At 68.3% G+C, this 24,137-nt stretch carries 21 protein-coding genes and 1 pseudogene; 3 read left to right on the top strand and 19 right to left on the bottom strand.

Going from position 1 to position 24,137, the window contains the following annotated elements:
• Positions 1 to 198 precede the first annotated feature (198 nt).
• Positions 199 to 2,595 (top strand): ricin-type beta-trefoil lectin domain protein, encoded by a 2,397-nt coding sequence (locus tag OG417_RS23710; protein WP_329260062.1) that lies wholly within the window; start codon positions 199 to 201, stop codon positions 2,593 to 2,595.
• A gap of 67 nt (positions 2,596 to 2,662) precedes the next feature.
• Here the strand turns inward: OG417_RS23710 and OG417_RS23705 are convergent, their stop codons facing one another.
• The 11 genes from OG417_RS23705 to OG417_RS23655 all read right to left on the bottom strand — a co-directional run bounded on the left by OG417_RS23705 (position 2,663) and on the right by OG417_RS23655 (position 15,751).
• Positions 2,663 to 3,682, bottom strand: a complete 1,020-nt coding sequence (locus OG417_RS23705) for a LacI family DNA-binding transcriptional regulator (protein WP_329260059.1) — start codon at positions 3,680 to 3,682, stop codon at positions 2,663 to 2,665.
• Positions 3,683 to 3,929: 247 nt separating this feature from the next.
• Positions 3,930 to 4,955, bottom strand: a complete 1,026-nt coding sequence (locus OG417_RS23700; protein ID WP_329260055.1) for a LacI family DNA-binding transcriptional regulator — start codon at positions 4,953 to 4,955, stop codon at positions 3,930 to 3,932.
• Positions 4,956 to 5,196: 241 nt separating this feature from the next.
• Entirely contained in the window at positions 5,197 to 6,900 is a 1,704-nt protein-coding gene (locus OG417_RS23695; RefSeq protein ID WP_329260052.1) for an amylo-alpha-1,6-glucosidase, read from the bottom strand.
• A gap of 29 nt (positions 6,901 to 6,929) precedes the next feature.
• A complete protein-coding gene (locus tag OG417_RS23690) occupies positions 6,930 to 7,748 on the bottom strand; it encodes a carbohydrate ABC transporter permease (RefSeq protein WP_329260047.1) in 819 nt (272 codons plus the stop codon).
• A complete protein-coding gene (locus OG417_RS23685) occupies positions 7,745 to 8,704 on the bottom strand; it encodes a carbohydrate ABC transporter permease (protein ID WP_329260044.1) in 960 nt (319 codons plus the stop codon). The genes OG417_RS23690 and OG417_RS23685 overlap by 4 nt, the downstream gene beginning before the upstream one ends.
• A 1-nt stretch (position 8,705) precedes the next feature.
• Positions 8,706 to 9,932 (bottom strand): sugar ABC transporter substrate-binding protein, encoded by a 1,227-nt coding sequence (locus OG417_RS23680; RefSeq protein WP_329260041.1) that lies wholly within the window; start codon positions 9,930 to 9,932, stop codon positions 8,706 to 8,708.
• 200 nt (positions 9,933 to 10,132) lie between these two features.
• Positions 10,133 to 12,085 (bottom strand): hypothetical protein, encoded by a 1,953-nt coding sequence (locus OG417_RS23675; protein WP_329260038.1) that lies wholly within the window; start codon positions 12,083 to 12,085, stop codon positions 10,133 to 10,135.
• Positions 12,086 to 12,172: 87 nt separating this feature from the next.
• Complete coding sequence (locus OG417_RS23670; protein WP_329260035.1) at positions 12,173 to 13,012, bottom strand: carbohydrate ABC transporter permease; 840 nt, start codon at positions 13,010 to 13,012, stop codon at positions 12,173 to 12,175.
• 100 nt (positions 13,013 to 13,112) lie between these two features.
• Entirely contained in the window at positions 13,113 to 14,024 is a 912-nt protein-coding gene (locus tag OG417_RS23665; RefSeq protein WP_329260032.1) for a carbohydrate ABC transporter permease, read from the bottom strand.
• On the bottom strand, positions 14,021 to 15,382 hold the full coding sequence (locus OG417_RS23660; RefSeq protein ID WP_329260029.1) for an ABC transporter substrate-binding protein: 1,362 nt from the start codon (positions 15,380 to 15,382) through the stop codon (positions 14,021 to 14,023). The genes OG417_RS23665 and OG417_RS23660 overlap by 4 nt, the downstream gene beginning before the upstream one ends.
• A gap of 126 nt (positions 15,383 to 15,508) precedes the next feature.
• Entirely contained in the window at positions 15,509 to 15,751 is a 243-nt protein-coding gene (locus tag OG417_RS23655; protein WP_329260026.1) for a hypothetical protein, read from the bottom strand.
• Between the two features lie 10 nt (positions 15,752 to 15,761).
• On the opposite strand from OG417_RS23655, the gene OG417_RS23650 reads away from it, so the two are divergent.
• A complete protein-coding gene (locus OG417_RS23650; RefSeq protein ID WP_329260023.1) occupies positions 15,762 to 16,568 on the top strand; it encodes a FadR/GntR family transcriptional regulator in 807 nt (268 codons plus the stop codon).
• Between the two features lie 161 nt (positions 16,569 to 16,729).
• Here the strand turns inward: OG417_RS23650 and OG417_RS23645 are convergent.
• From OG417_RS23645 to OG417_RS23605, 8 genes and pseudogenes are all read right to left on the bottom strand, one after another.
• Positions 16,730 to 17,742 (bottom strand): annotated as a pseudogene (locus OG417_RS23645) (IS3 family transposase).
• 173 nt (positions 17,743 to 17,915) lie between these two features.
• Entirely contained in the window at positions 17,916 to 19,142 is a 1,227-nt protein-coding gene (locus OG417_RS23635) for an MFS transporter (protein ID WP_329260014.1), read from the bottom strand.
• Positions 19,143 to 19,343: 201 nt separating this feature from the next.
• Complete coding sequence (locus tag OG417_RS23630; RefSeq protein ID WP_329260012.1) at positions 19,344 to 19,796, bottom strand: GNAT family N-acetyltransferase; 453 nt, start codon at positions 19,794 to 19,796, stop codon at positions 19,344 to 19,346.
• Between the two features lie 159 nt (positions 19,797 to 19,955).
• Complete coding sequence (locus OG417_RS23625; RefSeq protein ID WP_329260010.1) at positions 19,956 to 20,603, bottom strand: nitroreductase family protein; 648 nt, start codon at positions 20,601 to 20,603, stop codon at positions 19,956 to 19,958.
• A 58-nt stretch (positions 20,604 to 20,661) separates the two neighbouring features.
• Positions 20,662 to 21,456, bottom strand: a complete 795-nt coding sequence (locus OG417_RS23620) for an isocitrate lyase/PEP mutase family protein (protein ID WP_329260007.1) — start codon at positions 21,454 to 21,456, stop codon at positions 20,662 to 20,664.
• A 111-nt stretch (positions 21,457 to 21,567) separates the two neighbouring features.
• On the bottom strand, positions 21,568 to 22,116 hold the full coding sequence (locus OG417_RS23615; protein WP_329260004.1) for a carboxymuconolactone decarboxylase family protein: 549 nt from the start codon (positions 22,114 to 22,116) through the stop codon (positions 21,568 to 21,570).
• Positions 22,117 to 22,557: 441 nt separating this feature from the next.
• Positions 22,558 to 22,725 (bottom strand): hypothetical protein, encoded by a 168-nt coding sequence (locus OG417_RS23610; RefSeq protein WP_329260001.1) that lies wholly within the window; start codon positions 22,723 to 22,725, stop codon positions 22,558 to 22,560.
• A 145-nt stretch (positions 22,726 to 22,870) separates the two neighbouring features.
• The gene (locus tag OG417_RS23605) at positions 22,871 to 23,305 is read right to left on the bottom strand and encodes an OsmC family protein (protein ID WP_329259998.1); all 435 of its coding nucleotides are present in this window, start codon (positions 23,303 to 23,305) and stop codon (positions 22,871 to 22,873) included.
• A 584-nt stretch (positions 23,306 to 23,889) separates the two neighbouring features.
• Between OG417_RS23605 and OG417_RS23600 the strand changes: the two genes are divergently transcribed.
• On the top strand, positions 23,890 to 24,030 hold the full coding sequence (locus OG417_RS23600; protein ID WP_329259994.1) for a hypothetical protein: 141 nt from the start codon (positions 23,890 to 23,892) through the stop codon (positions 24,028 to 24,030).
• The last annotated feature ends 107 nt before the right edge of the window (positions 24,031 to 24,137 follow it).

Here is a 24,137-nt window from a genome sequence, read left to right as displayed (position 1 = left end):
ACGGCACCTGGAGCGGCGGCACCAGCATGACCAGGAGAGACAGCGTTCACAGCTTCGCGTTGGCGAGGCCGTCCACGGGCGAACATTGACCGTCCGCATCCCCGGTCGTAACATCCGCTCGAAATGGGCGAACCGATTCGACATCGCCTCCGGAGGGTCGACGGACACCGCCCGTTCCCGTCAGGGAGGTCCCCGTCCATGTCCTGGTCCTCATCCCGGTTCGGCGGCCACCGGCTGCTCGCGGCGGCCCGGGCCGCCGCGGTCGTCCTGGCCGCCGGTTCCGCCATCGTCGTTCCGGCGGCCTCCGCGTCGGCGGCCGTCACCACGATCTACGCGTCCCCGTCCGGCACCGGCAGCGCCTGCTCGTCCGCGCAGCCGTGCTCACTGTCGGCGGCGCAGGCGGCGGTACGCTCGCAGGTCGCCTCGATGTCCGGTGACATCATCGTGCAGCTGGCCGACGGCGTGTACCGGCCGGCCGCACCGCTCAAGTTCACCTCGGCCGACTCCGGCTCGGGCGGTCACACCGTCAGCTGGCAGGCCGCCCCATCGGCGCATCCGGTGATCACGGGCGCGAAGGCGGTCACCGGATGGAGCCTCGCCGACTCCTCCAAGAACATCTGGAAGGCGAGCATCGGCGCCGGGGTCGACACCCGGCAGCTCTACGTCGGCGGCGTCGAGGCCACGCGGGCCCGTACCACCGTGAACCGTTCGGACTTCACGGCCGGCGCCACCGGGCTGAGGTTCACCGACTCCTCCCTGAACTACCTGAACAACCTGGCGCACCAGAACCGCGTCGAGATCGAGGGCGTCGGCTCGTTCACCGACCGGTACTCACCGGTGCAGAGCATCGGCAACGGCCTGCTGACGATGCAGCAACCGGCCTGGGACAACAACGCGTTCGGGTACGACACCCTCACCAGCCCGTTCCGTGCCGGTCCCCTGTACCTGGAGAACGCCTACGAGTTCCTCGACTCGCCCGGCGAGTGGTACGACGACACCTCCACCGGCGCCTTGTACTACATCCCGCGGTCCGGGCAGAACATGAGCAGCACCGACGTGGAGTTCCCGCTGCTCCAGTCCCTCGTGGACGTCGGCGGCACCTACGACTCCCCCGCGCACGACATCTCCTTCTCCGGCATCACCTTCACCGGGACGAGCTGGTTGGGCCCCAGCGGCTCCCAGGGGTACGCCGACCAGCAGACCGGCGCCTATCTCAGCGGGAACTGGTCCTGGCCCTCGTTCGGCTCCTGCCAATCCGGTTGCTCCCAGTTCGAGGCCGCCCGGCCGCACTGGAACCAGATGCCCGCAGCCGTACAGGTCTCCGCGGCCGCCCGCATCACCTTCAGCGGCGACCGGTTCGTCAACCTCGGCCAGACCGCGCTGGGCATCGGCAATGACGCCAACGCCCATGCCACCGGCGTCGGCCTGGGCGCGAGTTCCATCACCGTCACCGGATCCACCTTCACCGGCGACGCCGCCGGCGCGATCGTGGCCGGCGGCGTGCAGGCCGACGCGCACCACCCCGGCGACCAGCGCATGATCGACCACGACATCACCATCAGCGACAACCTGGTCCACGACGTCGGCCTGGACTACCGGGGCATCGTGTCGTTCCTGACCACCTACGTCACCAACGCCACGATCAGCCACAACGAGGTCTACGACATGCCGTACTCCGGCATCGCGGTGGGCTATGGCTGGGGCGCCAACGACGCCGGCGGCAGCAACGACTACGCGAACCGCGGCCTGTACGACTACCAGCCGCGCTACAGCACCGCCACGACCGAGTCGGGCGACAGGGTCACCGGCAACTACGTGCACGACGTCATGCGGCAGATGAACGACGGCGGGTGCATCTACACCCTGTCGGCGAACCCGAACGGGAACATCAGCGGCAACTACTGCCTGCGCACCAACGGCTACTTCGGCCTGTACTTCGACGAGGGCTCCCGGTACTACACCGCCACCGGCAACGTGTTCTCCTCCACCGGCGGCACCTGGGCCGTCGAGAACGCCAGCGCCGGCAACAACACCGGCACCATCACGCTGACCGGCAACTGGTACGGCAACGGCGGGACCAACATCTCCAACGGGGACCGCGGTAACACCGTCTCCGGAAACGTCGCCGTCGGCAACGGCAACTGGCCGTCGGGCGCACAGTCGGTGATCGCGGCCGCGGGCATCCGGTCGGGCGGGGGCTCGGGGTCCACCGGCGTGCTCCGGGGCGCCGGCTCCGACCGATGCCTGGACGTCCCGAACGCGAGCCAGACCGACGGCACTTTCCTGCAGATCTGGGACTGCGGCGGCAACGCGAACCAGCAGTGGACGCTGACGTCGGCCGGGCAGTTGACCGTGTACGGCGGCACCAAGTGCCTCGACGTGCCCGGTCACGCGACGGCCTCGGGCACCCGGGTGGAGATCTGGACCTGCAACGGCGGGACGAACCAGCAGTGGCGGCTGAACTCCGACGGCACGGTCACCGGAATCGAGTCGGGCCTCTGCCTGGACGTCACCGGCCAGGGCACCGCCAACGGCACGGGCGTGGAGCTGTGGACCTGCAACGGGCAGAGCAACCAGAAGTGGTCCCGCACCTGAGGACCTCCGGCGCCTCGGGCGGCCGGGCCTCGCGGTCCGGCCGCCCTGAGCCGGCACGTCCCGGGTATCAGGACGACGTGCTGCTGCCGCGTACGATCAGCCGCGGTTCTATCACCACGCGCTCGTTCTCCGTCGCCACCGTCGCCGGGGCCTCCAGCCGGCTCACCAGGAGCCGGATGCTGGCCTGGCCGACCGCCGCGAAATCCTGGCGGATCGTGGTGAGCGGCGGGGTGAAGAAGTCCGCCTCGGGGATGTCGTCGAACCCGGCGATGGCCACCTGCCCCGGCATCGACAGCCCGGCCTCACGGAGAGCCCGCATCACGCCCAGCGCCATCTGGTCATTGGCCACGAACACCGCGGTCACCTGGCCAGAACGGCGGCGCGCCGAGCCCGACGCGACCCGGCCGGCGAGCTCCTGTCCGGCGCGGTAGCCGGACAGGGGGGTCCAGTCGCCCACCAGCGGCGGCGGCACCTCTGCGCCGGCCTCTTCCAGTGCGGCAGTCCAGCCGCGTACGCGGGCCTCGGCCTCCAGCCAGTCCGGCGGCCCCGCGACGTGCCACACGGTGCGGTGCCCGGCCGCGAGGAGATGGTCGGTGACCAAACGCGCGCCGAGTTCCTGGTCCACGGAGACGCTGGGAATCGGCAGGTCGTGCCCGCCCTCCACCGTCACCACCGGGAACGGCAGCCGCAACCCGGCCAGTGCGGTCACCGTCTCGCGCTGCGGCACGATCACGACGATGCCCTCGACCCCGCCGTTGCTGAGGTGGTCGATGGCGTCCTCCAGCGCCGCCGCGGTGTAGCGGCGCATCATGACCGTGGAGACCATGTAGCCCGCTTCGCGCGCGGCGGCCTCCAGCCCGGAGAGCGTGCTCGCGGGGCCGAACAGCGTGGGGTTGGAGGCGACCACGCCGAGGGTCAGGGTGCGCCGGGTGACGAGGGCACGGGCCGAGGAGTTGCGCCGGTAGCCCAGCGTGTCGATCGCCTGGAGGACCGCGGCCCGGGTGGAGGCGCGTACGTTGGGATGGGCGCTCAGGACGCGTGAGACGGTCTGGTGCGACACGCCCGCGAGATGGGCGACGTCCGCCATGGTGGGAGGCCGAGCCCTCTCCTCGGTCCGCGACATTGCCCTCCGCTCCGTGATGGGGTCATTGTTAGCGCTCACAGTCAAACCGGTCAAGGCCGGTTCGCCTCGGGCACGGGCGCCTACCGGGTCCGCATCGTCATGAGCGGCCCCGAAGCCGACCTCGATCGCCGCTGACCGGGAAGCGCGCGCTGACGCATCGGCCACCTCGATCCAGACTCGCCTGACGCGGCGATGCGTCGGAGCGCGGCCGTCAGGCGAGCCCGTCGCGGGGCCGTGCGGGCCCGGTCGTCCCACGCAGGGAAACGGGTGGGGCGACGAGTACGTGGCGGTGCGCTGCCTCGGGATCGGCGATGCGCTGGATGAGCATGTCGACGGCGCACGCGCCGAGTTCGTCCGCCGGGACGTCGGCGGCGGTGAACGGCGGGTGCAGATTCTCGGCCCAGTGCCGGGCGGCGACACCGACGACGGAGAAGTCTCCGGGCACGGCCAGGCCCGCGTGGGTCAGCGCGCGGTACATGCCGGGAATCGCGGCCTCGTTGATGGTGGCGATGGCGGTCAGGCCGGGATGCTCGGCGAGGAGCTGCGCGACGCATGAGACGCCGGATTGGGCGTCGTCGGCGCAGCACACGTGCACGCCGTCGAGGTCCCGCTCGGCCAGCGTACGGGTGAAACCGGCGCGGGTCCGGTGGCTCGGGCCGTAACCGGCGGCGACCAGTTCCGCGGAACGGTTGACGAGCGCGACGCGGCGGTGGCCGAGGTCCGCGAGATGATGCAGGCAGTTCGCGATCAGCGTTTCGTAGTCGATGTCCACCCAGGACATCTCGTCTGGACGGTGTGTACGGCCGATGCAGACGAAGGGCAGCCCGCTCTGGCGCAGGCGGGTGACCCGGTCGTCCTCCAGGCGGATCTCCATGAGGATCACGCCGTCCACACGCCGGCCGCCGACCAGGCGCTCGAACGAGCGATCGTGCTCCCCGCCCGACGGTGAGAGGAGGACGTCCAGGTCGGCACGTGCGGCGGCGTCGACGACGCTGGCCACGAAGCCGAGTTGCATGTCGGTCAGGCGCCTGCTGGCGGGCGGGATGACCAGGCCGATGGTGCGGGTCCGCCCCTCTTTCAACGCCCGGGCGACGGCGTTGGGCCGATAGCCGAGCTCGTCGATGACGGCCTGGATGCGCTGCCGGGTCGCCTCCGACACCGGACGCTTGCCGCTCAGAGCGTAGGAGACGGTGCTGCGCGCCACGCCCGACCGCCTGGCGATCTCTCCGATGTTCACCGGCGCTCCTCCCTGGTCTGACCGACACGCACATCGTAGGTCGAATCGATCGCACGGAGGACCGGCCCTGGGTTACGGCGACGCTTCTCCGCGCGCCATTGACGTGGGAAGCATACCGGCCTGTTCTGAGGCGAACCGATTCGATCGCTCGCCAGGCGCTGGTCCGATGCCGGCCTCTGGCGGCGCACGCCGGGTTCGTCTTGATCGTCGTGGCCGCCGGCGGGCGATATGGCGGACGGATTCATCGTGAGCACCGCCGCTCGTGGGCGGCGGCGAGCAGCAGGTAGCCGCTGGCGGTCCAGGTGTAGGCGCGGTCGCGCAGACCCGCGCCGGTGAGGGCGTCGAAGTTCTCGGCGAAACCGGAGGTCTCGCACAAGGTGCGGAACCGGGCGCTGATGTCGTCGGCGAGCGTGCTGTGGCCGGCCCGCCGCAACCCGTCCTCGATCAGCACGGTCGCCGGGGCCCAGACAGGTCCTCGCCAGTAGCCGTCGCTCTGGTACCGCGGCGAGTCGGGCCGTTCGGTGGCCAGGCCGTGCGCGGTGAGGTGACCGGCGATGCGGCCGGCGAGAGCGGAGGTGATCTCGCCGGGCAGCTCGGCGCCCAGCACGATGGGCATGAGGTCGAGCAGGCTGGCGCTGGTCCAGGTCGCTCCGCTGCGGGGCGACCGGGTGGCGAAGCGGTCGGTCGTCCAGAGTTGGTCGAGCAGGTCGTCGCGGAGCCGGTCGGCGTTCTTGGTCCAGTCCTCGGCCGTCTCGTGCTCGCCGAGCAGGGCCGCCAGCTCGGCGAGTTCGCGCATCTGCAGGACCAGGAAGGCGGGCAGGTCGGCGGTCTGCGCGACGCGTTCGGTGTCGAACGGGGTGGCGTTGTCCCAGCCGCTGTCGTTGCCGTGCTGATAGTGCGGCAGGGCTTCCCGGTCGCCCCGGCGGGTGTCCATCCAGAATGCGGTCCAGCGCGCGAGTTGGTCGTAGGTCTCTTTGAGCTGCTCGGGCGACAGGTCGACGATGGCGCGCAGCTTGCGGAGCGCCCAGCCGTGAATGGGCGGTTTGACGAAGTTGTAGAGCACCTCCGAGTGGGTGACGGAATCGGGGAGGCCGCCCATCGGGTCCTGGTGGTCGAAGATCAGCTTGTACTGGTCCCAGGCGAGGTCCGGTTCTCCGGCGGCGAGCGCGAGCGCGTTGAAGCAGTGGTCCCAGCTCCAGACCTTGTCCATCCAGTGCTTGGACATCAGGACCGCGGGCCGCGCCAGGAACCCGGCCGGCCGTACCGTCGCCGACCACAGGACGTAGCAGGCGAGCTCCGCCGCCGGCGTACGTTCGGAGCGCCACGGTGCGACGGCGTCGGCGAAGCGCGTGAACGCGGCGGCGGTCGCGGCGGCCGTCTCCTCGAACGTACCGGCCGCGGCATAGGGGGCACGCGCGCTCTCGTACTCCTCGATCGCCACCTCCCATGTGCCTCCCCCGAGGACCAGCCCCCGCTCCGCCTCTCCCAGCGCCTGGTCGCCCAGGGACCTGACCGTGCCGCTCAGGATGCTGACGCGATACCGGCGGCCGGTCTCGTAGGTGGTGAAGACGTACGCGCCGTCGACGGGGTCACGGTGGAAGTAGCTGCCGCTGAACGGAGTCAGCCGGGACGCCGCCGCGGTGATCTGGAGTTCCAGCCCGGCGCCGCGGACCCGGATGGTGTCCGGCGACTCGTAGGTGGCCTCGGCATTGCCCTGCGGATACCGCCAGCTCAGCAGACTCGGCGTGGCCTGCACCACGACGCCGGCGCGGGTGGCCGGCCCGAGCGGGGCGAAGCACAGCACGGGGTGCATGCCGCCCTGATGGGAGACCAGGTGCAGGTCGTCGGCGTAGGCGTTCTGGGCGATGACCGGGGAGATGTCGAGCCAGGAGCCGAAGGTGCTGAACGGGATGTCGCGGACGTTGAAGGTCGCGGCATGGGACATGAAGGAAGGTCTCGTTTCTGCGCGGGGTTTCAGTCCTTGACGGCACCGGCCGTCACGCCGGCGGCGATGTAGCGCTGGGCGAGGACGAGGATCAGAGCGGCGGGCAGCGAGGCGACGACGGCGGTGGCCGTGATCGCGTTCCACTGCTGATTGTTGTTGCCGATGTAGTGGTAGATGCCCAAGGTGATCGGCTGGTGGACGCCGCCCCCGTCCAGCGTGCTGGCGAAGACGAAGTCCGACCACGCCCACAGGAACGCGAACAGCGACACCGTCACGACGGCGTTGCGGCTGACCGGGAGCACGACGGACCAGAAGGTGCGCAACCGGCCCGCCCCGTCGGTACGGGCGGCGTCCAGGAGTTCCTCGGGGATGCCGGACATGAAGGCGGTGAAGATCAGAACCGCGAACGGCACGGCGATGGTCGAGTCCGCCACGATCAGGCCGGGCAGCGACTGGAGGAATCCCAGACTGAGATAGATGGCGTAGAAGCCCATCGCCATGATGATCCCCGGGATCATCTGGGCGACCAGCAGCAGGAACCACAGCACTCCCCCGCCGCGCGGCCGCAGCTTGGCCAGCGCGTACCCGGCCGGGGCCGACAGCGCGACGGTCAGCGCCACGGTGCCCAGCCCCACGACCAGGCTCACGCCCAGGTAGGGCAGCTGCTGATGCAACACGGCCCGGTAGCCCTCGAGCGTGCCGTGGACGGGAAACCAGGCCGGGGGGCTCTTGCGCAGGTCCTGGTCCCGGGTGAAGGAGGCGTTGACCATCCAGTAGACGGGAAACAGCATCACCGCGGTCAGGGCCAGGCCCACGGTCGTCCGCAGCGTTCCCTTCAAGCGCTTCATGGGCTCAGCCGCCTCCGCTGCGTCCGTACGTACACCAAGCCGAAGATCAGGGCGACGACGACCAGCAGGTTGCCCACGGCGGCACCGGGACCGAAGGACGGCAGCAGGGTGCCGAAGCCGAGCCGGTAGGACCAGGTGGCGAAGGTCGTCGAAGAGTCGGCGGGGCCGCCCCTTGTCATGATCCAGATGATGTCGAAGACCTTCAGGGTGTAAACCAGCCCGAGCAGCAGCGTGACGGCCGACACCGGGCGCAGCAGCGGGAACGTGACCCGCCAGAACCGCTGCCAGGATCCGGCTCCGTCCAGCGCGGCCGCCTCATGCAGGCTGGCGGGGATCGCCTGCAGCCCGCTGTAGAGCACCACGAGGTTGAACGGCACACCGATCCAGATGTTGGCGATGGTCACCGAGGCCAGCGACCAGGCCGGCGAGGTCAGCCAGTCGACCGGGCCGACCCCGAACCAGTGCAGGCCGGCATTGACCACCCCGGACTCTGTGTTGAGCATCCACGACCACGTGGAAGCCGACACGATGAGCGGCAACAGCCACGGCACCAGGAACAGCGCGCGCAGCGTGACCGACAGCCGAAAGTTCCTGCTGAAGAACACCGCCAGCGCCAGCCCGATCGAGTATTGCGCGGCCAGCGACACGCCGGTGAACACGACCGTATGGACCAGCGCGGGCCCGAACGTCGGGTCGTGCACGACCGTCTGGTAGTTCTTCACGCCGGTGAACGGCGCGCCGCCGTGCACGAACGAGGCGACTCCGTAGTCGCGCAGGCTCAGATCGAGGTTGCGGTAGAGGGGATAGGCGTAGAAGACCGCGAGATACACCGTTACCGGGGCCAGGAAGCCCCAGGCGGCCAGCTGGTCTGATCGCCGTCGTTCGCGGGCCAGGACCGCCGGCGCTCGGTCCTCGCCCGCGGCCTGCCGAACGGGGCGTTGCGATGTTCGGACCATGTCACTTCACGGCGTTCTGGGCCGCCGACAGAGCCGACTGCGGTGACTTCGATCCGCTGAGGGTGGACTGGACCGCGGTCCACAGCTGCTGGGAGATCTTCGGATACCTGGTGCCGAGGTTGTCGCTGGTGCGGCCCTTGGCCGCCTTCACCGCCTCCACCCACACCTTCAGACCGGGGGTGGCGGCGACCTGTTTGGTCTGCACCGCCTCGGTCGGCGCGACGTACGACAGCGTGGTGTCGGTGTTGTAGAGGTTGTCGGCGCTGATCAGACAGGACGCGAGCTTGGCCGAAACGCCGTAGCGGGCGGTCTTGCCCTGGACCGGGATCGTGACGAACTCCCCCCCGGTGGGGGCCGGCGCGGTACCGCCGCTCTGCGCGGGGATCGGGATGATGCCGTAGTCGAACCCGGCCTTCTCGGCGTTGGCGAGCTGCCAGGTACCGTTCTCAGCGAAGGCGTACTGCCCGGTCGCGAACTCCTGCCAGCTGGTGGTCTGGGTGTTGTTGATCACCGAGTTCGGCGCGTATCCCCTGTTCAGCCAGTCCTTCCACAGCGTGAGCGCGGAAACGGCCTGCGGGGAGTCGATCCGGGTGAGCTGTGCGCTCGATCCCCAGAACCACGGCAGGAACTGGAAGCTGCCCTCCTCGGTGCCGATGGCCGAGAACGTGATGCCCTTCTTGCCGGCCGCTTTGGCCTTGCCCAGCGCGGCGGTCAGCGACGCCCAGTCCTTGACCGAGGCGATGTCCACGCCGGCGGACTTGAGCACCGCCTTGTTGTAGAAGAGAGCCAGCGTGTTCGCACCGATCGGCACTCCGTAGGTCTTCCCGCCCTCCTGCCCGGCGGCCAGCAGGTTCGGCTCGATCGCCGAGGTGTCCAGCTTGGCGTCGGTCGTGGTGGTGAGAAGTTCGGCCTCGGCCAGTGTCGACACCACGGGGTTGTCGACGATGAGTACGTCGGGCGCATTGCGCTGCTGGGCCGCCAACAGCACCTTGTTGGTCAGGTCGGTGGTGTCGAAGGCGGTCCGCTTGACCTTGACCCCCGCCGTCGTGCCGCACTTCGCGAGCAGCTGCACCCACGCCGAGTCCGCATCGAACTGCGGGTACGGATCCCAGATCGTGTACGTGCCGGACCCCGCGCCGCCGCTCCCCCGGCTTGACGAGGCGCACGCGGCGACGCCGGTGCCGAGAGTGGCGGCGGTCACGACCACGGCGATCAGGCGCCGACTCAAGGGTCTTTTCATGGCGCTGTTCCCTCCAAGGACTAAGGCGATCCGCCCTGTCGAACCGATTCCGCGAATCGGTTCGCCACACCCTAGGACTGGCTCATACGGGCGTCAATGCTTAGATCTCGGATCTCGGGCGCGTGAACACCGCCGCCCACCCCTCCCCGCCGACATCCGGCCAGCGTGGTACGAATCGGTTCGACACCTCAGGAGTGTGCGTCGAGGACGTCCTGGCCACCGTGGGCGGACGTTGCGGCGAACGGTGTGCGGTACGACGGCGGACGCGTGCGCAGGTCGAGGCGTAGCGTGAGGCGCACCCTGGTCGAGGCCGGAAGCTCCACGAGGAGCCAGGGGCCGTCGGCCGATGTCGTTTCCGACGTCACGGCCGGTCGGCCGTGCCCGTAGTCGTACAGGTCGCCGATCCATGAGGGGTCGGGGCAGACGGTATGGCGGACCTCGCGGACGGTGTGCTCGGCGAACGCCCCGGCCTGCACGATGACCCGGCGTACCGCCTGGGGATCGAGGTTGACCAGGTCGACGACGGTCGCTTCGGGATCGATGCCGGAGACGAGGGCGGCCACCGAGGGCGGGAGGCCGGGCCGCCGGGCGTCGGCGTCGTAGTGGCGAACGCGCGCCTGCTGAAGACCGCCGTTGTAGATGACCTGCGGGCCGCCCCACGTGAGCTGGACCAGCGCCTCGGTGACCACCGGGTTCGACTGCTGCCACAGGTGGATGTCGGCCTCCGGCACATCCCGGCCGCGATGGCGTTCCATACGAGCCAGACGGTGCCGGACCTGGGCCTGCGCGGCGGCGAGGATCCGTTCGGGATAACCCGGGTCGTCCCCGGCGAGGAAGGCGAACCAGGGCTCCTCGTGGCCGGCCTCCTCCTTGCTGCGGAACGCCCGTACGGTGCGCCAGTCATGGCCGCCGGCCGCGCGCAGCCGGTCGATCCGCTGCCGGTCGGCGCTGGAGGCGGAGTGATGCCACAGGGCGATGGGCACCCCCATGAGCATCGGGTTGTAGTCGAACCATCCCCGGTCGCCGTGCCGGAACGGGTAGTGGACGGTCGGTGTGTGCACGTCCTCGGCCAGTTGAACGGTCCATTTGGACCGCAGGCTGGAGTCCGCCTCGGTGAAGGCCATGACCTTGCCGTGGGCGATGACCTCATCCAGCGCCGGACGCACCAGGTCCAGGAAGGAGTCGTCGCCGGTGGCGGCGGCCCCCGCCAGGGCCCCGACCATCGCGGCATGCCCCACGCTGTACCAGCCGTGCGGCCACGACCAGCCGTAGTGCCCGCCGTACCAGCGGCCCTCCAGCAATCCGCCGACCGTGCCGTCGGGAGCGACGTTGTCCGGCAGGATGCCGCCGTTGGCGGCGGCGCGCTCCCGCCACGCGCCGACGTACGCGGCGATCCAGTCCCGGTAGCGCTGCTCGCCGGACAGGATCAGGGCGTTGAGCACGAGCCCGGAGGCGGCCAGGTTGACGGCCGTATCACCGGTCCCCATCCTGCGGCGCATCTCCTCGCCCAGTCGCGGGTCGCGCCCGGGGGCGGGGTCGCCGCTGTCGGGCGGCAGCACCCAGTCCAGCGGAAAGCCGTACATCCGGGCTTCTTCGGGCAGCCACGGATAGGACTCGCCGTCGAAAAGCCCTTCCCGCCGGGGGTCGCTGCCGTTGTGCGCCCGGCGGATGATGCGATGTTCGGGGTCGTAGTTGCCGTGCGCCGGGTCGACGTAGAGGTCAGCGAACCTCAGGGCCCGGACGGCCCAGCGCTCCGGGGCCGCCATGCAGAGGAAGTAGAACAGCAGGAGGCTCTCGCCCTGGTGGAACCAGTCGTAACCGCGCTCGTACTCCTGCTGGAGCATGCCGAGCTCGGTGAGTTGCCGGGTGACGCCCTCCCAGTGCCGTTCGGACGCGGCGAGCAGGTCGTCGGCGCCGCCGAGCAGGTACAGCTGGGGCCAGTTGAAGAAGGTCTCATAGAAGTCGTCCACACCATCACGCGAGGTGAGCGGGTACCGGTACGTGAGGCGCCCGTCCGGCTCGGTGAAGTCGCGGGCGAACCGGCGCCAGGCGTGGTCGAGCAGGTCGAACAGCTCGCGCTGCGCTATCGCCCAGCCCGGCGGCTCGAGTAGCGGCACCGAGGCCGTGATGACGGGGTACATCCGGGAGTTCTCCATTTCAGGGCGCGGCCGCGCCCGGCGGGGGCGGGGCCGATGCGTGGGTGGGTCGCCGTGGGCGGATGACGCCGGTCACTCCTTGGTCGCGCCGGCGAGCATTCCGGTGACGAGGAAACGCTGGGAGAAGAGGAAGACGGCGAGCACGGGGATGATCGCCAGCAGCGTGGCCAGTGCGAGTTCGGGGCGCTGCACCTCGACCGTTCCGGCGGTCGGGTTGAACTGCGGGACGTTGTTCAGCAGCGTGCCGAGGCCCACCTGGACCGGGAACTGGCGGCTGTCGGGCATCAGGACGTAGGGAAGGAAGTAGTTGGTCCAGTTGGCCACGAAGCTGAAGAACCCCACCAGCGCGACGACCGGCGCGGCCAGCGGCAGCGCGATCCGGCGGAAGACACCGAACTCCGAGCAGCCGTCGATCTTGGCCGCGGCCAGGAGGTCTTTGGGCAGCGCGGTGCTGAAGTAGATGTAGGTCAGGTACACCCCGAACGGGTAGAACGAGTACGGCAGGATGATCGACCACATCGAGCCGATCAGGTGGACCGCGTTGACCTCCAGGAAGAGCGGGACCACCAGCGTCGCGTTGGGCATCAGCATGACGATGAGCGTGGCCACCAGGAGGGTGCGCCGGCCGCGGAACTCCGTCATCGCGAGCGCGTAACCGGCCGGGATGGTCACGCACAAGGTGATCGCGAGCGCGACGAACGAGTACAGCGCGGAGTTTCCCAGCCACTGGAAGATCGCATCGCCCTGGTACGCCGTGAGCGCGTCCCAGTTGTGCCGCAGCGCGGTCCAGGACCCGGGTGACAGCGGGTTGTCGTGGACGAGCTGCTCGTCGGTCTTGGTGGCGGCCAGCACGAGCCACAACACCGGGACCACGAAGAAGAGCAGGAAGATCACGAGCACCAGGGCGTGCAACGGGTTCGGCGGTCTGCGGCGCGAAGTGCGGCCCGACCGTGCCGAGGCCGCAGGCCTCCGGGGGGCTCCGGCACGAGCGGGCGTGGCGGCCCGGCGGGTGTCAGTCGGCATCGAAGAACCCCGATCGGGCGACGAAAAGCCCCGCGACGACGAGTCCCACCACCAGCAGCTCCACGGAGATGGCCGCCGCGGTGTTGACGTTGTTGTTCTGGAAGGCGAAGTCGTACGAGAGCTGGTTGAGCGAGTAGTCCCGCCCGGCCACCCCGTTGCTCGCCTGGGACAGCAGCTGCGGCTCGACGAACAGCTGGGTGCCGGCGGCGAACGCGAGGATCACCATGTAGACGATCCACTTGCGCAGCAGCGGGATCTGGATGTGCCGCGCGATCTGCCAGGGACCCGCGCCGTCGATCCGCGCCGCCTCGATCACGTCGGAGGAGATGGTGTTCAGCGCTCCGTACATCACCACGATCCAGCCGCCCGCGCCGGTCCAGAACGCGATGAGGGCGAGCAGTACCGCCAGATGACCGGGCTCGATCACTCGGCCGAAGGTGCCGAGCCCCGCGGCGCGCAGGAGGAAGCCCGCCGGGCTGACCGTCGGGTCGAGCATGAACAGCCAGACCATCGCGCTCGCCGCGCCGGCCAGGGCGCCCGGTATGTAGTACAGGAACCGCAGGGATCTGCTGACCGCGGAAGCGGTCAGCCGGTGCAGCAGCAGCGCGAGCCCTACCACCAGGACCACCAGAGCGACGAGCCAGATCAGGAGGTACAGCGCCACATGCCCGACGGCCGACGCGAACCGGAAGTCCGCCGCCGCGGCCGTGAAGTTCGAAAAGCCGGCGAACCGGGCGTCCGTGTCGGTGAAGGCGAAGTAGATCGCGTAGACGGTCGGCACGACGCCGAACGCGAGCAGCAGCACCACGTACGCGGCGACGAACCCGTAGCCGGCCCGGCCGGACCAGAGCGCGCGTCGCAGCGCCCCGGCTCGGCCACCGGCGTCGGACGGCGTGTTCACTGGCTGACCTTGTAGCCGTCGGACCGCGCGTAGTTCGTGATCGCGTCCTGCCACGCCGGGAGCATCGAGACGATGGTCTTACCCGAGGTCATGCCGGGCGTGACCTTGGCGGCCCAGATGGCCTCCTGGCTGAACTGTCCATAGCCCCAGCCGGACCACACCTGACCGGCGGCCGCCTGGAGCGGCCCGGTGATGTCGTTGGCGTAGTACCCGGAGGAGGTCTGTTTCGCCAGCCAGGTCTTTGCCGCCGGCGCGTAGGCGGGATAGCCGGGCGCGATCTCGCCCTGGTAGTCGCTCGCCGTGGTCACCCAGGTGAGGAAGTCCGTGGCGGCCTTCAGGTTCGTGCTGTGCGCCGACAGCAGCCAGGTGCCGCCGCCGACGTTCCCGGCCGCGGGGGCCTCGCCCGGCCACTGGGGCATCGGAGCGACCGCGATCTGATGGGCGGGAGTCTTGAACGTGCCCTGGAACAGCGCGCCGCCGAACCACGAGGGTCCGGGCAGCATGAGGACCTTGTCCGCCTGGTTCTTGTCGAAGTCGGAGCTGAGGACGCTGCTCGTGGACATGCTGTGGTTCTCGACCAGGGCGTCCAGCAGGGAGGCCATCCGGGTGCAGTTCGGACCGGTCGTGTGGACGGTGACCGCTTTCGGGCCGGTGATCTGGTTGGCACCGCATTTGCTCGCCCACATGTAGATCTCCGGGGCGAAGTTGTCACCCGCCGACCCGACCAGGTAGCCGGGATGCTCGGTGGCCACCCTTTGTCCCAGGGCCTGGTAGTCCTGCCAGGTGGCCGGGACCTTGTAGCCCCACTTCTTCATCAGCGCCGCGTTGTACCAGAGCACGGTCTGGGCCAGGTCATTGCGAAGGCAGTAAAGCGTGCCGTTCACCGTGCACGGGCTGTTGGCGCCCGGCGCCCAGCCGTCCAGGGTCGACTTCGGGATCAGTCCTTTGTTCAACGGCGCCGTGAAGCCCGATTCCACCGCCCAGGTGACCTCGTTGTTCTGGGAGCTGAAGACCACGTCCGGCCAGCCCTTGCGGGTCCGGTTGAACAGGCTCACCTTGGTCTGGAGGTAGTTCGAGCCGTTGGCGTCCCCGTCGTAGGTGACGATGTTCATCTTCACCGAGGGATGCTGCTTCTGGTACGTCTGGGCGGCGGCCAGACGCGTGGAGTCCACCCACACCGTCACCGGGCCGCCCGTCTGGCGTGCTCGCTGGAAGCTCTGAGGTGTGCCCGAGGTCCCGCCGCCGTTACCACAGGCCGTGAGGGCCGCGAGGGCGATAACGCCGCCGAGGGCGAACGCCGCGCGTCCGCGGACCTTGCCTGATCTCCTCGCGCCGTCGGCGCGGACCTTCGCTGTCATGAGCTGCTCCACTGAGGTCGTGGCACCCGCCGATCGAGGACTCGGCGGGCGAAGGTGTGCAGTCTGTGTATGACTCATTTCGGAGGCCATCCGGACGGTGTCATGTCGCGCACAGGCCCGCCACGATCACCCTCCGACCACCGCGAAGTGGACGACTTGGTCGCCCTTCATCAGAGCGCCGGGGCGGTACAGAGTCAAGAGGATGAGTATGCCTATTTTTGCCACCATGTTGCATATGAGCTGAGCGCTGCGGACATTTCGCCTGGTCGCCCTCAGCGTGGCGTCGACCTTCGCATAGATGAGTAGTATCCATATCGGCTGGACCGTCGACGGTTGGATAGGCTCATCAGGGCTCTGGAGATCGGTCATACTCTCCGGTGTGGAGCTCGACGAAGGAGGCAAGCCGGTGGATGGCACTCCCGTACGGGCCGCGGGCGACGCGCCGGCACAGGAACGAGACGGCGCGCAACGGACCGGCCCATACCGCCCCGGTTATGAGCTGGTGGCTGAGCAGATACTCCAGCTCATCGCCGAACTCCGGTTGCAGCCGGGCGACCGGATGCCCACCGAGAACGATCTGGCCGCACGGCTGGGGACGAGCCGGACGGTGGTACGGGAGGCCATCAAGATCCTCTCCGCGATCGGACGGGTGCGCGCGCAGAAGGGACGCGGACTCTATGTGGCCGACGACGAGGGCATGCTCGGCTCGTCGCGGTGGGAGGGGTTCTTCCTGCCGACCGACCTCGACCACGTGTACATGCTCTTCGAGTTCCGCCGCGTGCAGGAGACCGCGGCCAGCCGGCTCGCCGCGACCCGAGCGACGCCCACCGAGCTCCGGGCCATCGAGGCCGCAGCCGAGACCTGTAGACAGGGCCATGTGACCGGACAGGCCGCGCTGTTCGACCAAGGCGACGACGATTTCCACCTCGGCATCGCGACCGCCTCCCACAACCCCTTCCTCCTCGCGGCGGTCCGCGAGGCCCGCCGCCTGCAACACCAGTCCAGCACGATCGGACTGCGCGGCACCGTCGGCGGCCACGCCGAGGAGGCGGTCCAGGAACACACGGCGATCTACCAGGCGATCCGAGACGGCGATCCGGATGGCGCGGCCCATGCCGCCGCCGTGCATCTGGACAACACGCTCGAGGACTATCGCCGGGAGATCCAGCGCCGCGTATTCGGCTGATCGTCTCCGGTCCTCCGCATTCCGATGCTCCCGTGACATCGCCCATACAACGCGGGACAGGTAACGGTCTGAGCGAGGCCCTGGCATGACCGGTGAAAGTGCGCCGGGTCCGATGGAGGCTCTGGTCTTCCCCGGGTTCGGTGGAGCCACGTTGTTGGATCTCATGCCACGGTGGGGGTGTTTTCGAACTGTATCGGTGTGAGCATGCCGATGCTGCTGTGTCGTCGTTGGCGGTTATGCCAGATCTCCAGGTACTCGAAGATGGCGTTGGCGAGTTCGACGCGGGTGCGCCAGCGGTGCCGGTCGAGCAGTTCGACCTGCATCCGTGACCAGAAGGACTCCATCATCGCGTTGTCATCGATGGTCATGCCGAGCGCGTTGGTCACCAGCGCTGCGGTGGGTGAGGAGTCGATGGACCAGCCGACCACTCGACGGGAGTAGGCGTCCAGGACAACGGCGCAGTACACCTTGCCTTCCCGGGTGGGATGTTCAGTGATGTCGGTGACCCACAACTGGTTCGGGCCGGTGCGGCTGAACTGGCGGTCGACCAGGTCTTTGGCGATCTGGTCCGGTTTGGCGCGGCGCCATTTCGGCCGGCCCATGGCACCGCGCAGCCCGGCACGGCGCATCAACAGCTCCACCGCGCCGTGCCCGACGAGGATGCCGCGGGCGAGCCTGAGCTCCGCGTGCACCCGCCGCGCACCGTAGATCCCTCGGGAGGCCTGGTGGACGTCGGTGATGAGGTCGGTCAGCCAGGCGTGACGGATCGCGCGCGCCGACGGCGGTCGTGACAGCCAGGCGTAGTAGCCCGACACCGACACATCCAGCACACGGCAGGCCACCTCCACCGGGATGCCCTCGCCGGCCATTACTTTGACCGCCTCGAACCTCCTTTTGGGGGCACCACCTCTCGCACCAGCTCGACCGCGCGCCGGCTTGCCGCCAGCTCGGTCTCCAACTCGGCGATCCGGCGTTTGGCCGCTGCGAGCTCGCTCTTCTCGCCGCTGGTCAGCCCCGGTTCCAGGCCACGGTCGATGCGGTCCTGCCGCCGCCAGGTATAGATCGACTGATCACTGATCCCCAGATCCCGGGCCACATCAGCGACTTTCCGGCCTGCGTCGATCAGGTCCAGCACCTTACGCCGGAACTCCGGCGGGTAGCCGCGTCTTCCCATGCCACTCCTTCAAGATCGAGTAGCACAAGAATCCAGCAAACAGCCTCCACTACAGCCGGGACACACCACTCGATCCCCTGAAAGGATCGAAGATGGTGAAGATCTTGCTGTCCACAGCAGTTTCCGAACGCGGTATCGGGGCGAGCTGAGTCAGCACCAGGCCAGCACGGCGGTTACCGACCCGCTGTCGTTTCGGCGCGCGGATCACGTGCAGCGACAACAGTGAACAGCGCCGCGAGAAGGGCGAGTGCGCCGTATCCGAGGGCGATCTGCGGTAGCGAGAAGGTATTGGAAAGCCGGCCGGAGATGAGGCTGGGGAAGGTGGCGGCGCTGTAGCAGATAAGGTAAACGACGCTGAAGATCGGTGCCCGGTCGGCCAGGGCGCTGCCGTAGAGCAGGCCGCGGGTGGCCGCGCTGAGACCGATGCCTTGACCGCCGCCGGCGACGACGGTCGCCGCGACGAACAGCGCCAGTGTGCCGGTGGCGATCGCGGTGATGATGCCGATCCATCCGGCCAGGAAGATGATCATGCCGATGCGCTGGGCCGCCGCGGACCTGAACCGGCCCTCGAGGGGAGCACCGAGAGCGCTGGGTGCCATGTAGGCGGCGAACACCAGTCCGAGAACGAGTGGGCTGCGGGTGTGGAGTTGGTCTTCGACCAGTGCGGGCACGAAGGCTTGATAGAAGGCCCCGGTCGCCCAGGTGGCCAGGAACACCGCGGCAGCGACAGGGAGGAGACGCCTGGCTCGGGCCGGTACGCGGACGTGGGGTCGCAGTGATCGCCAAGCGCCCGGCGATGGAGTTTCGGTCTCCGGGCTGATGGCGATGAGCACGGCAGACAGGAGAAGGAGGCCGGCGGCAACCAGGTAGATGAGCTCACGCGGCCAGGGGCCGAACTGAACCAAGGCTCCGGAGGCGATGGCGCCGACGGCAAGGCCGAACATGACGGTCTGGCTGGAGGCGACGGAGGCCAACCAGGCCGGCCTGGCCGGCGCGGCATCGACGATGTAGGAGGTGAGGCTGGTGCTGGCAAGCCCGGCCCCGAGGCCCATCAGGAGCCGACCGGCGATCAGCGTGCCGATGTCGTGCACGTTCAGCAGCAGCAGACAGCCCAGCACAAGCAGTCCGAGGCTCGCGATCGAGGTGGGCCGGCGGCCGAGGTAATTGGACAGCCGTCCCATCACCAACAGTGTGGTGAGGGTGGCGGCGGAGTAGGCGACGACGGTCATCGAGATATCGGCGTTACTAAATCCCTCCTCGGCCCGGTAGATGTTGAAAAGCGGGATCGTCGAGCCCACCGCGACAAACGCGGCCGCCAGGGATGTCACCGCGGACAGGAACGCCGGCCGGAACGTTCCGCCCCGGCCGGCCCGGTTGATCGCAGGTGTTACGTTCTGCATCTTTCTCTTGTTCTGAACTAAGCCAGCTCGCGAATGGGTCAAACAGTGACCCACGCGGCCGGCAAACGAGAAGGCCAAACGAATAGTGACCTCCGTGCACCTGACTTGTGCCGGTTCGTCGCGCAGTCTCACTGCAGCGTCGTGATTTCGCTCGTCCTCGACGCCTGCGCGCCGACCACGGGCAGGTACGGAGTACCAAGGTCATCGGTGGCCTTTGGTCACTCCCGGGTGATAAGGGTCGATGAGGTCGGCGTACTCGGGGTTGTGCTCGATGAAGGTGCGCACGATCGGGCACACGATGGTGACCGTCTTGCCGAGCGCGCGCACGTCGTCGAGAACACGTCTTATCAGCTCGGTGGCGACGCCCTGTTTGCGGAACTCGGGAAAGACCAAGATGGCCAGCAACACGAGTCGGTCGTCGCCCGCGACGTTGTAGGTCAGGCCGGCGATCTCGCGGTCGCCGGCGATGGCCTCGTAGATGCCGGCCTTCTCGTCGTTGACGACTGCGAAGTCCAACGCAGGAACGGGGGGATCGTCGATTACCTCGTCGATAAGGACGATCTGGTCCTTACTGAGCGTGCCGTTCCGGTCGGGGCGTCCGGCCTCGTCCGGGTGTCCGAAGGCGTATCGGGCCGGCTCAGTCGGATCGGTCATGGAGGGTCCGTTCGTTGGTTGTTGGTTTCCCGGCCGGGGCCGCTCATTCTTGGTTTGGGTGCGCCGGGTGGTTTAGGGACGAACGCGGATGACGGCCTCTCCCACCTCCCGTCCGCGGCCTGCGTACTTCGGCCGCGGTCGCTCCGATGCCGGGGATGTTCAGAGGAAGGTGAACAGCTGGTCGGCGTCGAATCGCGAGGTCGGGCCGGTGTACGCCTTCTCCGGGTCGGGGTAGCCGAGGGCCAGCAGCACGGTCGTGGTGTGTCCGGTTTCGCGGATCTTGAACGCCTTGTCGACGCTGGTCGGGTCGAACCCCTCCAGCGGCGTGGCGTCAACGCCGAGTTCGGCGGCCGCCATCATGGTCATGCCCAGCGCCATGTAGGTCTGTTTTTCCATCCAGTGGTTCAGGTCCTTGTAGCCGTACTTGCGCAGATTGAGGAAGTCGCGGGTCATTGACTGCCACAGCGCGCGCTTTGCCGGGTCGGGGAACCGACCGTCGGCGGTCTCCTTGCTGAACACCTCTTCGATGTGGCTGTCGGGCAGATCCGCCCGGGTGGTGAGGATGATGGTGTGCGAGGCGTTCAGGATCTTCTCGCCGTTGTCCTGGAACCGTTCGCCCAGGTTGGCCACGAGGCGCTCTTTGCCTTCGGCCGTGGCGAGGACATAGAAGTGGTTGGGCTGAATGTTCGTCGACGACGGCGTGGACCGCAGAAATCTCAGCAGCTGTTGAAGGGTTTCTGCCGGGATGGTCTTGCTCGGGTCGAAAGCCCTGGTGAGGTGCTTGCTCATGAGCTTGTCGAGATCCATGTCAACCTGCTTTCTTCTTGCGACCAGTAGGTGAGCGGCGGTAGTTCGTAGGGTTGGGCTAGTTCGTGCCGCGGGCGAGCAGTTCGCTAATGCGCTCGAAGCTGATGCCTGTCGACGCCGAGGCGAGGTCGCCCCTGAGGAGCGCCTTGGTGGCCTGTTCGAGTGCCCCCATTGCGTGGGTGTAGAGGAACGGACCCAAGCTGATGCGCTTGACGCCGGCCTTCTGTAGTTCGGCGACGGTCAGTACCTTGTCCGCCGGGGAGATGAGGACGTTGACCGGTGTCGGTGCGACGGCGGTGACGATCGCGGCGAGTGCGTCGAGGTCGGGTGGGTAAGGGGCGTAGAGCACATCCGCGCCGGCCTCGGCGAAGGCCGTCAGACGCCGGATGGTGTCGTCGAGATCGGGCCGCCCCTGGATGAAGTTGTCGGTGCGGCCGGTGACGACGATGCGTTTCTTGGCCGCGTTGACGGCGCTGCGCATGCGGTTGACGGCGTCGTCGAAGTCGCGGATCGGTTGATCGGGATTGCCCGAGGTGTCCTCGATCCCGATGCCGGCCAGGCCGAACTCGACGGCGGCTTCGACGGTCGCGGCGACGTCTTCGGGCGTGTCGCCGTAGCCGTCCTCGAAGTCTCCGTTGACGGGCAGCCCGGTGAGCCGACCGAGCAGCCGCGCATGCTCCAGGTGCTCGCCACGGGTGACTTCGTGACGCCCGTCGGACCGGCCGAGCGTGGCGGCGAGCGCCGCCGACGATGTCGCGATCGCCTCGAAGCCGGCGTCGGCCAGCATCAGCGCCGAGAGGCCGTCCCATGCGTTCGGCATGACGAGGCCACCGTCGCGGGTGTGCAGTGCCATGAATCGCTCATAGAGTTCGCAGCCCGGCATGAGGCACCTTTCCCGGTTGATCGTTGGAGACAGTGACGGATCGAGCGGCCAGGTACGCCGCCTCGACGAGGACGCCGACGCTCATCCCGGCGTACCGACCGAGCTGACGGCGGGGAGGTCGGTGTCGGTCTGGTTGACGTTGTTGATGAAGTTGGTCAACAGGAAGCGCACCGCCAGCGCGACGATCGCCAGGATCTGGGGGTCGGTGTACCCGGCACCTCGCACAGCCGCCAGGTCGGCGTCACTCACCTGCCCGCGGCTGTCGACCACCCGTTGCGCGAAGCGAGCGGCCGCGGCACGCTTGGGATCGACCGAGTTCCCGACGCGGCCGAGCTCGATGTCGTCGGCTGACATGCCGGCGAACTTGGTCGCGACGTGGGTGTGTATCGCCAGGCAGTAATCGCAACCGTTGGCTTGCGACACGGCGAGCGCGATGCTGTGCCGGGTTCTCGCGTCCAGAACCCGGCTCAAGGTGCCTTGCAGGGTCGCGACGACCTCGAGAACGGCGGGGTTCGACGCGATGGTCTTGAACATGTTCGGGACGAAGCCGAGCTGCGCACCGACGCTGTCGAGAATCCGCTGCGAGTCGGCGGGTACTTCCTCAGGAGGCGGAACGTTCAGCCGTGACACAGTGAATCGACCTCCGGTCGGGGTGTGAGTGGTCGTCGTCGAGCCCAAGCCGGGCTCTGAGTGCTTCGGAGCACCGTCGCAGGCCTTACCTGCGCTGTGTCCGGAGCCCGGCCGATGGCGCCGGTTGCGCCGGGCGCCTGGTGACCTGCATTGCGAGGGATGACTCCCTCGGCGCCGAGTTCCAGATCTCTTCGCACGGAAGCACCGTACGAGAAGGACTATACAGTCCAAAGAGCCATGCGCGACCCACGGGATCCGGATACTCGGTTTCAGCTGCTGAGCTGGAGTTTCGTCACCTATCTGGTGACTCTTTGCTCGTCGATCAGTCCATCCACCAGGCGGCGGCGCTGGGTCAGATGTGTCCCTGGACCATCCGGACCACGCTGGCGATGATCGGTCCGATGGCCGCAGGCCCGTGCCCGGTGCGCCCGGTGACCGTTGTCATGCTGTTGGTACGCCCTCAGCGGTGGCCAAGGATTCGGGTGTCAAAAGTACGCCGGAGGTCAGCGGGCTGACCGCCAGCACGAGACCGATACCGAACACGACGACTCCGGACAGAAGCCGCCACCAGTAGTTGAAGTCGCTGCGCACCAGGAGCGACAGCCCCATGCCGGTGCCCGCGATGACCGGGCCGATCGTCGTGGAACATTCGGGGGGCGAGCTTTCGCACCCACCTTCCGACTCGGGAACTGCTCAGCACCATCACGATCGCCGTTGGGATGCTCACAGACGAGGGCGGCTCGCTCCTCCTTGGTCACCGGACATCGGCGTTCACGAACTCCGTCCGGACGCTCCAGGCGAAGGCCAGCAGAAGCGTCACCGGCGTACGTTCGGCGATCTCCATCATGGACTGCAGATGCTCGGGCGGGACGTCCTCGGAAAGAGAGATCGTGCGCTGCAGATAGCGTGCGGCGCCTTCTTCCCGCGGTTCGTGGTAGCTCACCTCCACCGTGATATCGCCGGGGTAGTCGTACTTGCGATCGGTGTAGCCGCGGAGGGTCTGTGCGGTGCAGGAGGCCAGCGCCATGAGGAGGTACTCGGTAGGCGTTGGGCCATCGCCGGGCAAGTCGTTGTGCGGCTCGTCAGCGATCAGGCTGAACTGGCGCGTGGCCAGTTCGGTGACGAGCCGGCTGGTTTCTCGCAGCGTCGCGCGGGTGGACGCGATGATGTCCTGCTGGTCGGAGTTCACGCGAAGGCTCCTAGATTCGAGCGGCAGAGTCGGTGTCACAGTGGTCGTACAACGCGCCGCGCCGCCGCCCGAGCGGCCGGCGGCGGCGCGCGGGGCCCGGCGCGCGACCACCGCGGGGATCCCCGCCCGGGAGCAAGCGGATGGCCCTTGCGCTACCCAGCCCTCTCACTGTGACGGCGGAACACGGATAGATCCGGAACAGGACACGGACCGACACGGAGGGATGGAATGTCCGCTGAGGCCGTCGCGACGCGAAATGAGGTGGCCCGATGTGGTGACCCGGCTGATCACTCCTCGAATCGAGGGCGTGACGTGGCCGTTATCCATCGGGAACCTCTCGTCGTCTACCGAACTTCGGACGCAGTGGACTATAGGGTCCATTGAGTGAGCAAGCAAGCCACACCTTGGCACGCACGGCGGCCGGATGAGCGGGCTACAGAACGCTCTCGACGACAGAATCCTGAGCGAGGCGCGCACCCCGAGAAGATCCGGCGCCTTCTTGACCCGGACGCCGACCCGCCGGTCATCGACACGGCCTCGACACCGACCCCGCGCTCGCCCGCCTGGTCACCACCCGCCCCGGCTTGTGCTCGCGTGGCGCCGCAGACGGCTTCGAGATCTCGGTCCGCGCGATCATCGGCCAGCAGATCTCCGTGCCGGCCGCCCGCCCGCGGCTCGACCGCATCATCGCCGAACACGGCGAACCGGCCTTCCCCGACTTCTAACCGGTACCCGTTCCTTCGAGGGCGGTCCCGCGCCATCGGCGGCTCTCTCGGACGTCGAGAGCCTGGCACCACCGCAATTTCCAATAGACACTACCGGCGAAGCGTCA

The sequence above is a fragment of the Actinoallomurus sp. NBC_01490 genome (genome assembly GCF_036227085.1).
GTDB classification, from domain to species: Bacteria; Actinomycetota; Actinomycetes; order Streptosporangiales; family Streptosporangiaceae; genus Actinoallomurus; species Actinoallomurus oryzae.
This window is presented reverse-complemented; position numbering and strand designations above follow the sequence as displayed.

What these genes read in the sequence shown, in the direction of transcription:
- OG417_RS23630 (WP_329260012.1), bottom strand. Translation starts at nt 19,796, where the DNA reads ATGACCGATCCGACTGAGCCGGCCCGATACGCCTTCGGACACCCGGAC.
- OG417_RS23655 (WP_329260026.1), bottom strand. Translation starts at nt 15,751, where the DNA reads ATGACCGATCTCCAGAGCCCTGATGAGCCTATCCAACCGTCGACGGTC.
- OG417_RS23695 (WP_329260052.1), bottom strand. Translation starts at nt 6,900, where the DNA reads ATGTCCCATGCCGCGACCTTCAACGTCCGCGACATCCCGTTCAGCACC.
- OG417_RS23635 (WP_329260014.1), bottom strand. Translation starts at nt 19,142, where the DNA reads ATGCAGAACGTAACACCTGCGATCAACCGGGCCGGCCGGGGCGGAACG.
- OG417_RS23690 (WP_329260047.1), bottom strand. Translation starts at nt 7,748, where the DNA reads ATGAAGCGCTTGAAGGGAACGCTGCGGACGACCGTGGGCCTGGCCCTG.
- OG417_RS23610 (WP_329260001.1), bottom strand. Translation starts at nt 22,725, where the DNA reads ATGGGGCTGTCGCTCCTGGTGCGCAGCGACTTCAACTACTGGTGGCGG.
- OG417_RS23675 (WP_329260038.1), bottom strand. Translation starts at nt 12,085, where the DNA reads ATGTACCCCGTCATCACGGCCTCGGTGCCGCTACTCGAGCCGCCGGGC.
- OG417_RS23625 (WP_329260010.1), bottom strand. Translation starts at nt 20,603, where the DNA reads ATGGATCTCGACAAGCTCATGAGCAAGCACCTCACCAGGGCTTTCGAC.
- OG417_RS23710 (WP_329260062.1), top strand. Translation starts at nt 199, where the DNA reads ATGTCCTGGTCCTCATCCCGGTTCGGCGGCCACCGGCTGCTCGCGGCG.
- OG417_RS23685 (WP_329260044.1), bottom strand. Translation starts at nt 8,704, where the DNA reads ATGGTCCGAACATCGCAACGCCCCGTTCGGCAGGCCGCGGGCGAGGAC.
- OG417_RS23620 (WP_329260007.1), bottom strand. Translation starts at nt 21,456, where the DNA reads ATGGCACTGCACACCCGCGACGGTGGCCTCGTCATGCCGAACGCATGG.
- OG417_RS23660 (WP_329260029.1), bottom strand. Translation starts at nt 15,382, where the DNA reads ATGACAGCGAAGGTCCGCGCCGACGGCGCGAGGAGATCAGGCAAGGTC.
- OG417_RS23705 (WP_329260059.1), bottom strand. Translation starts at nt 3,682, where the DNA reads ATGGCGGACGTCGCCCATCTCGCGGGCGTGTCGCACCAGACCGTCTCA.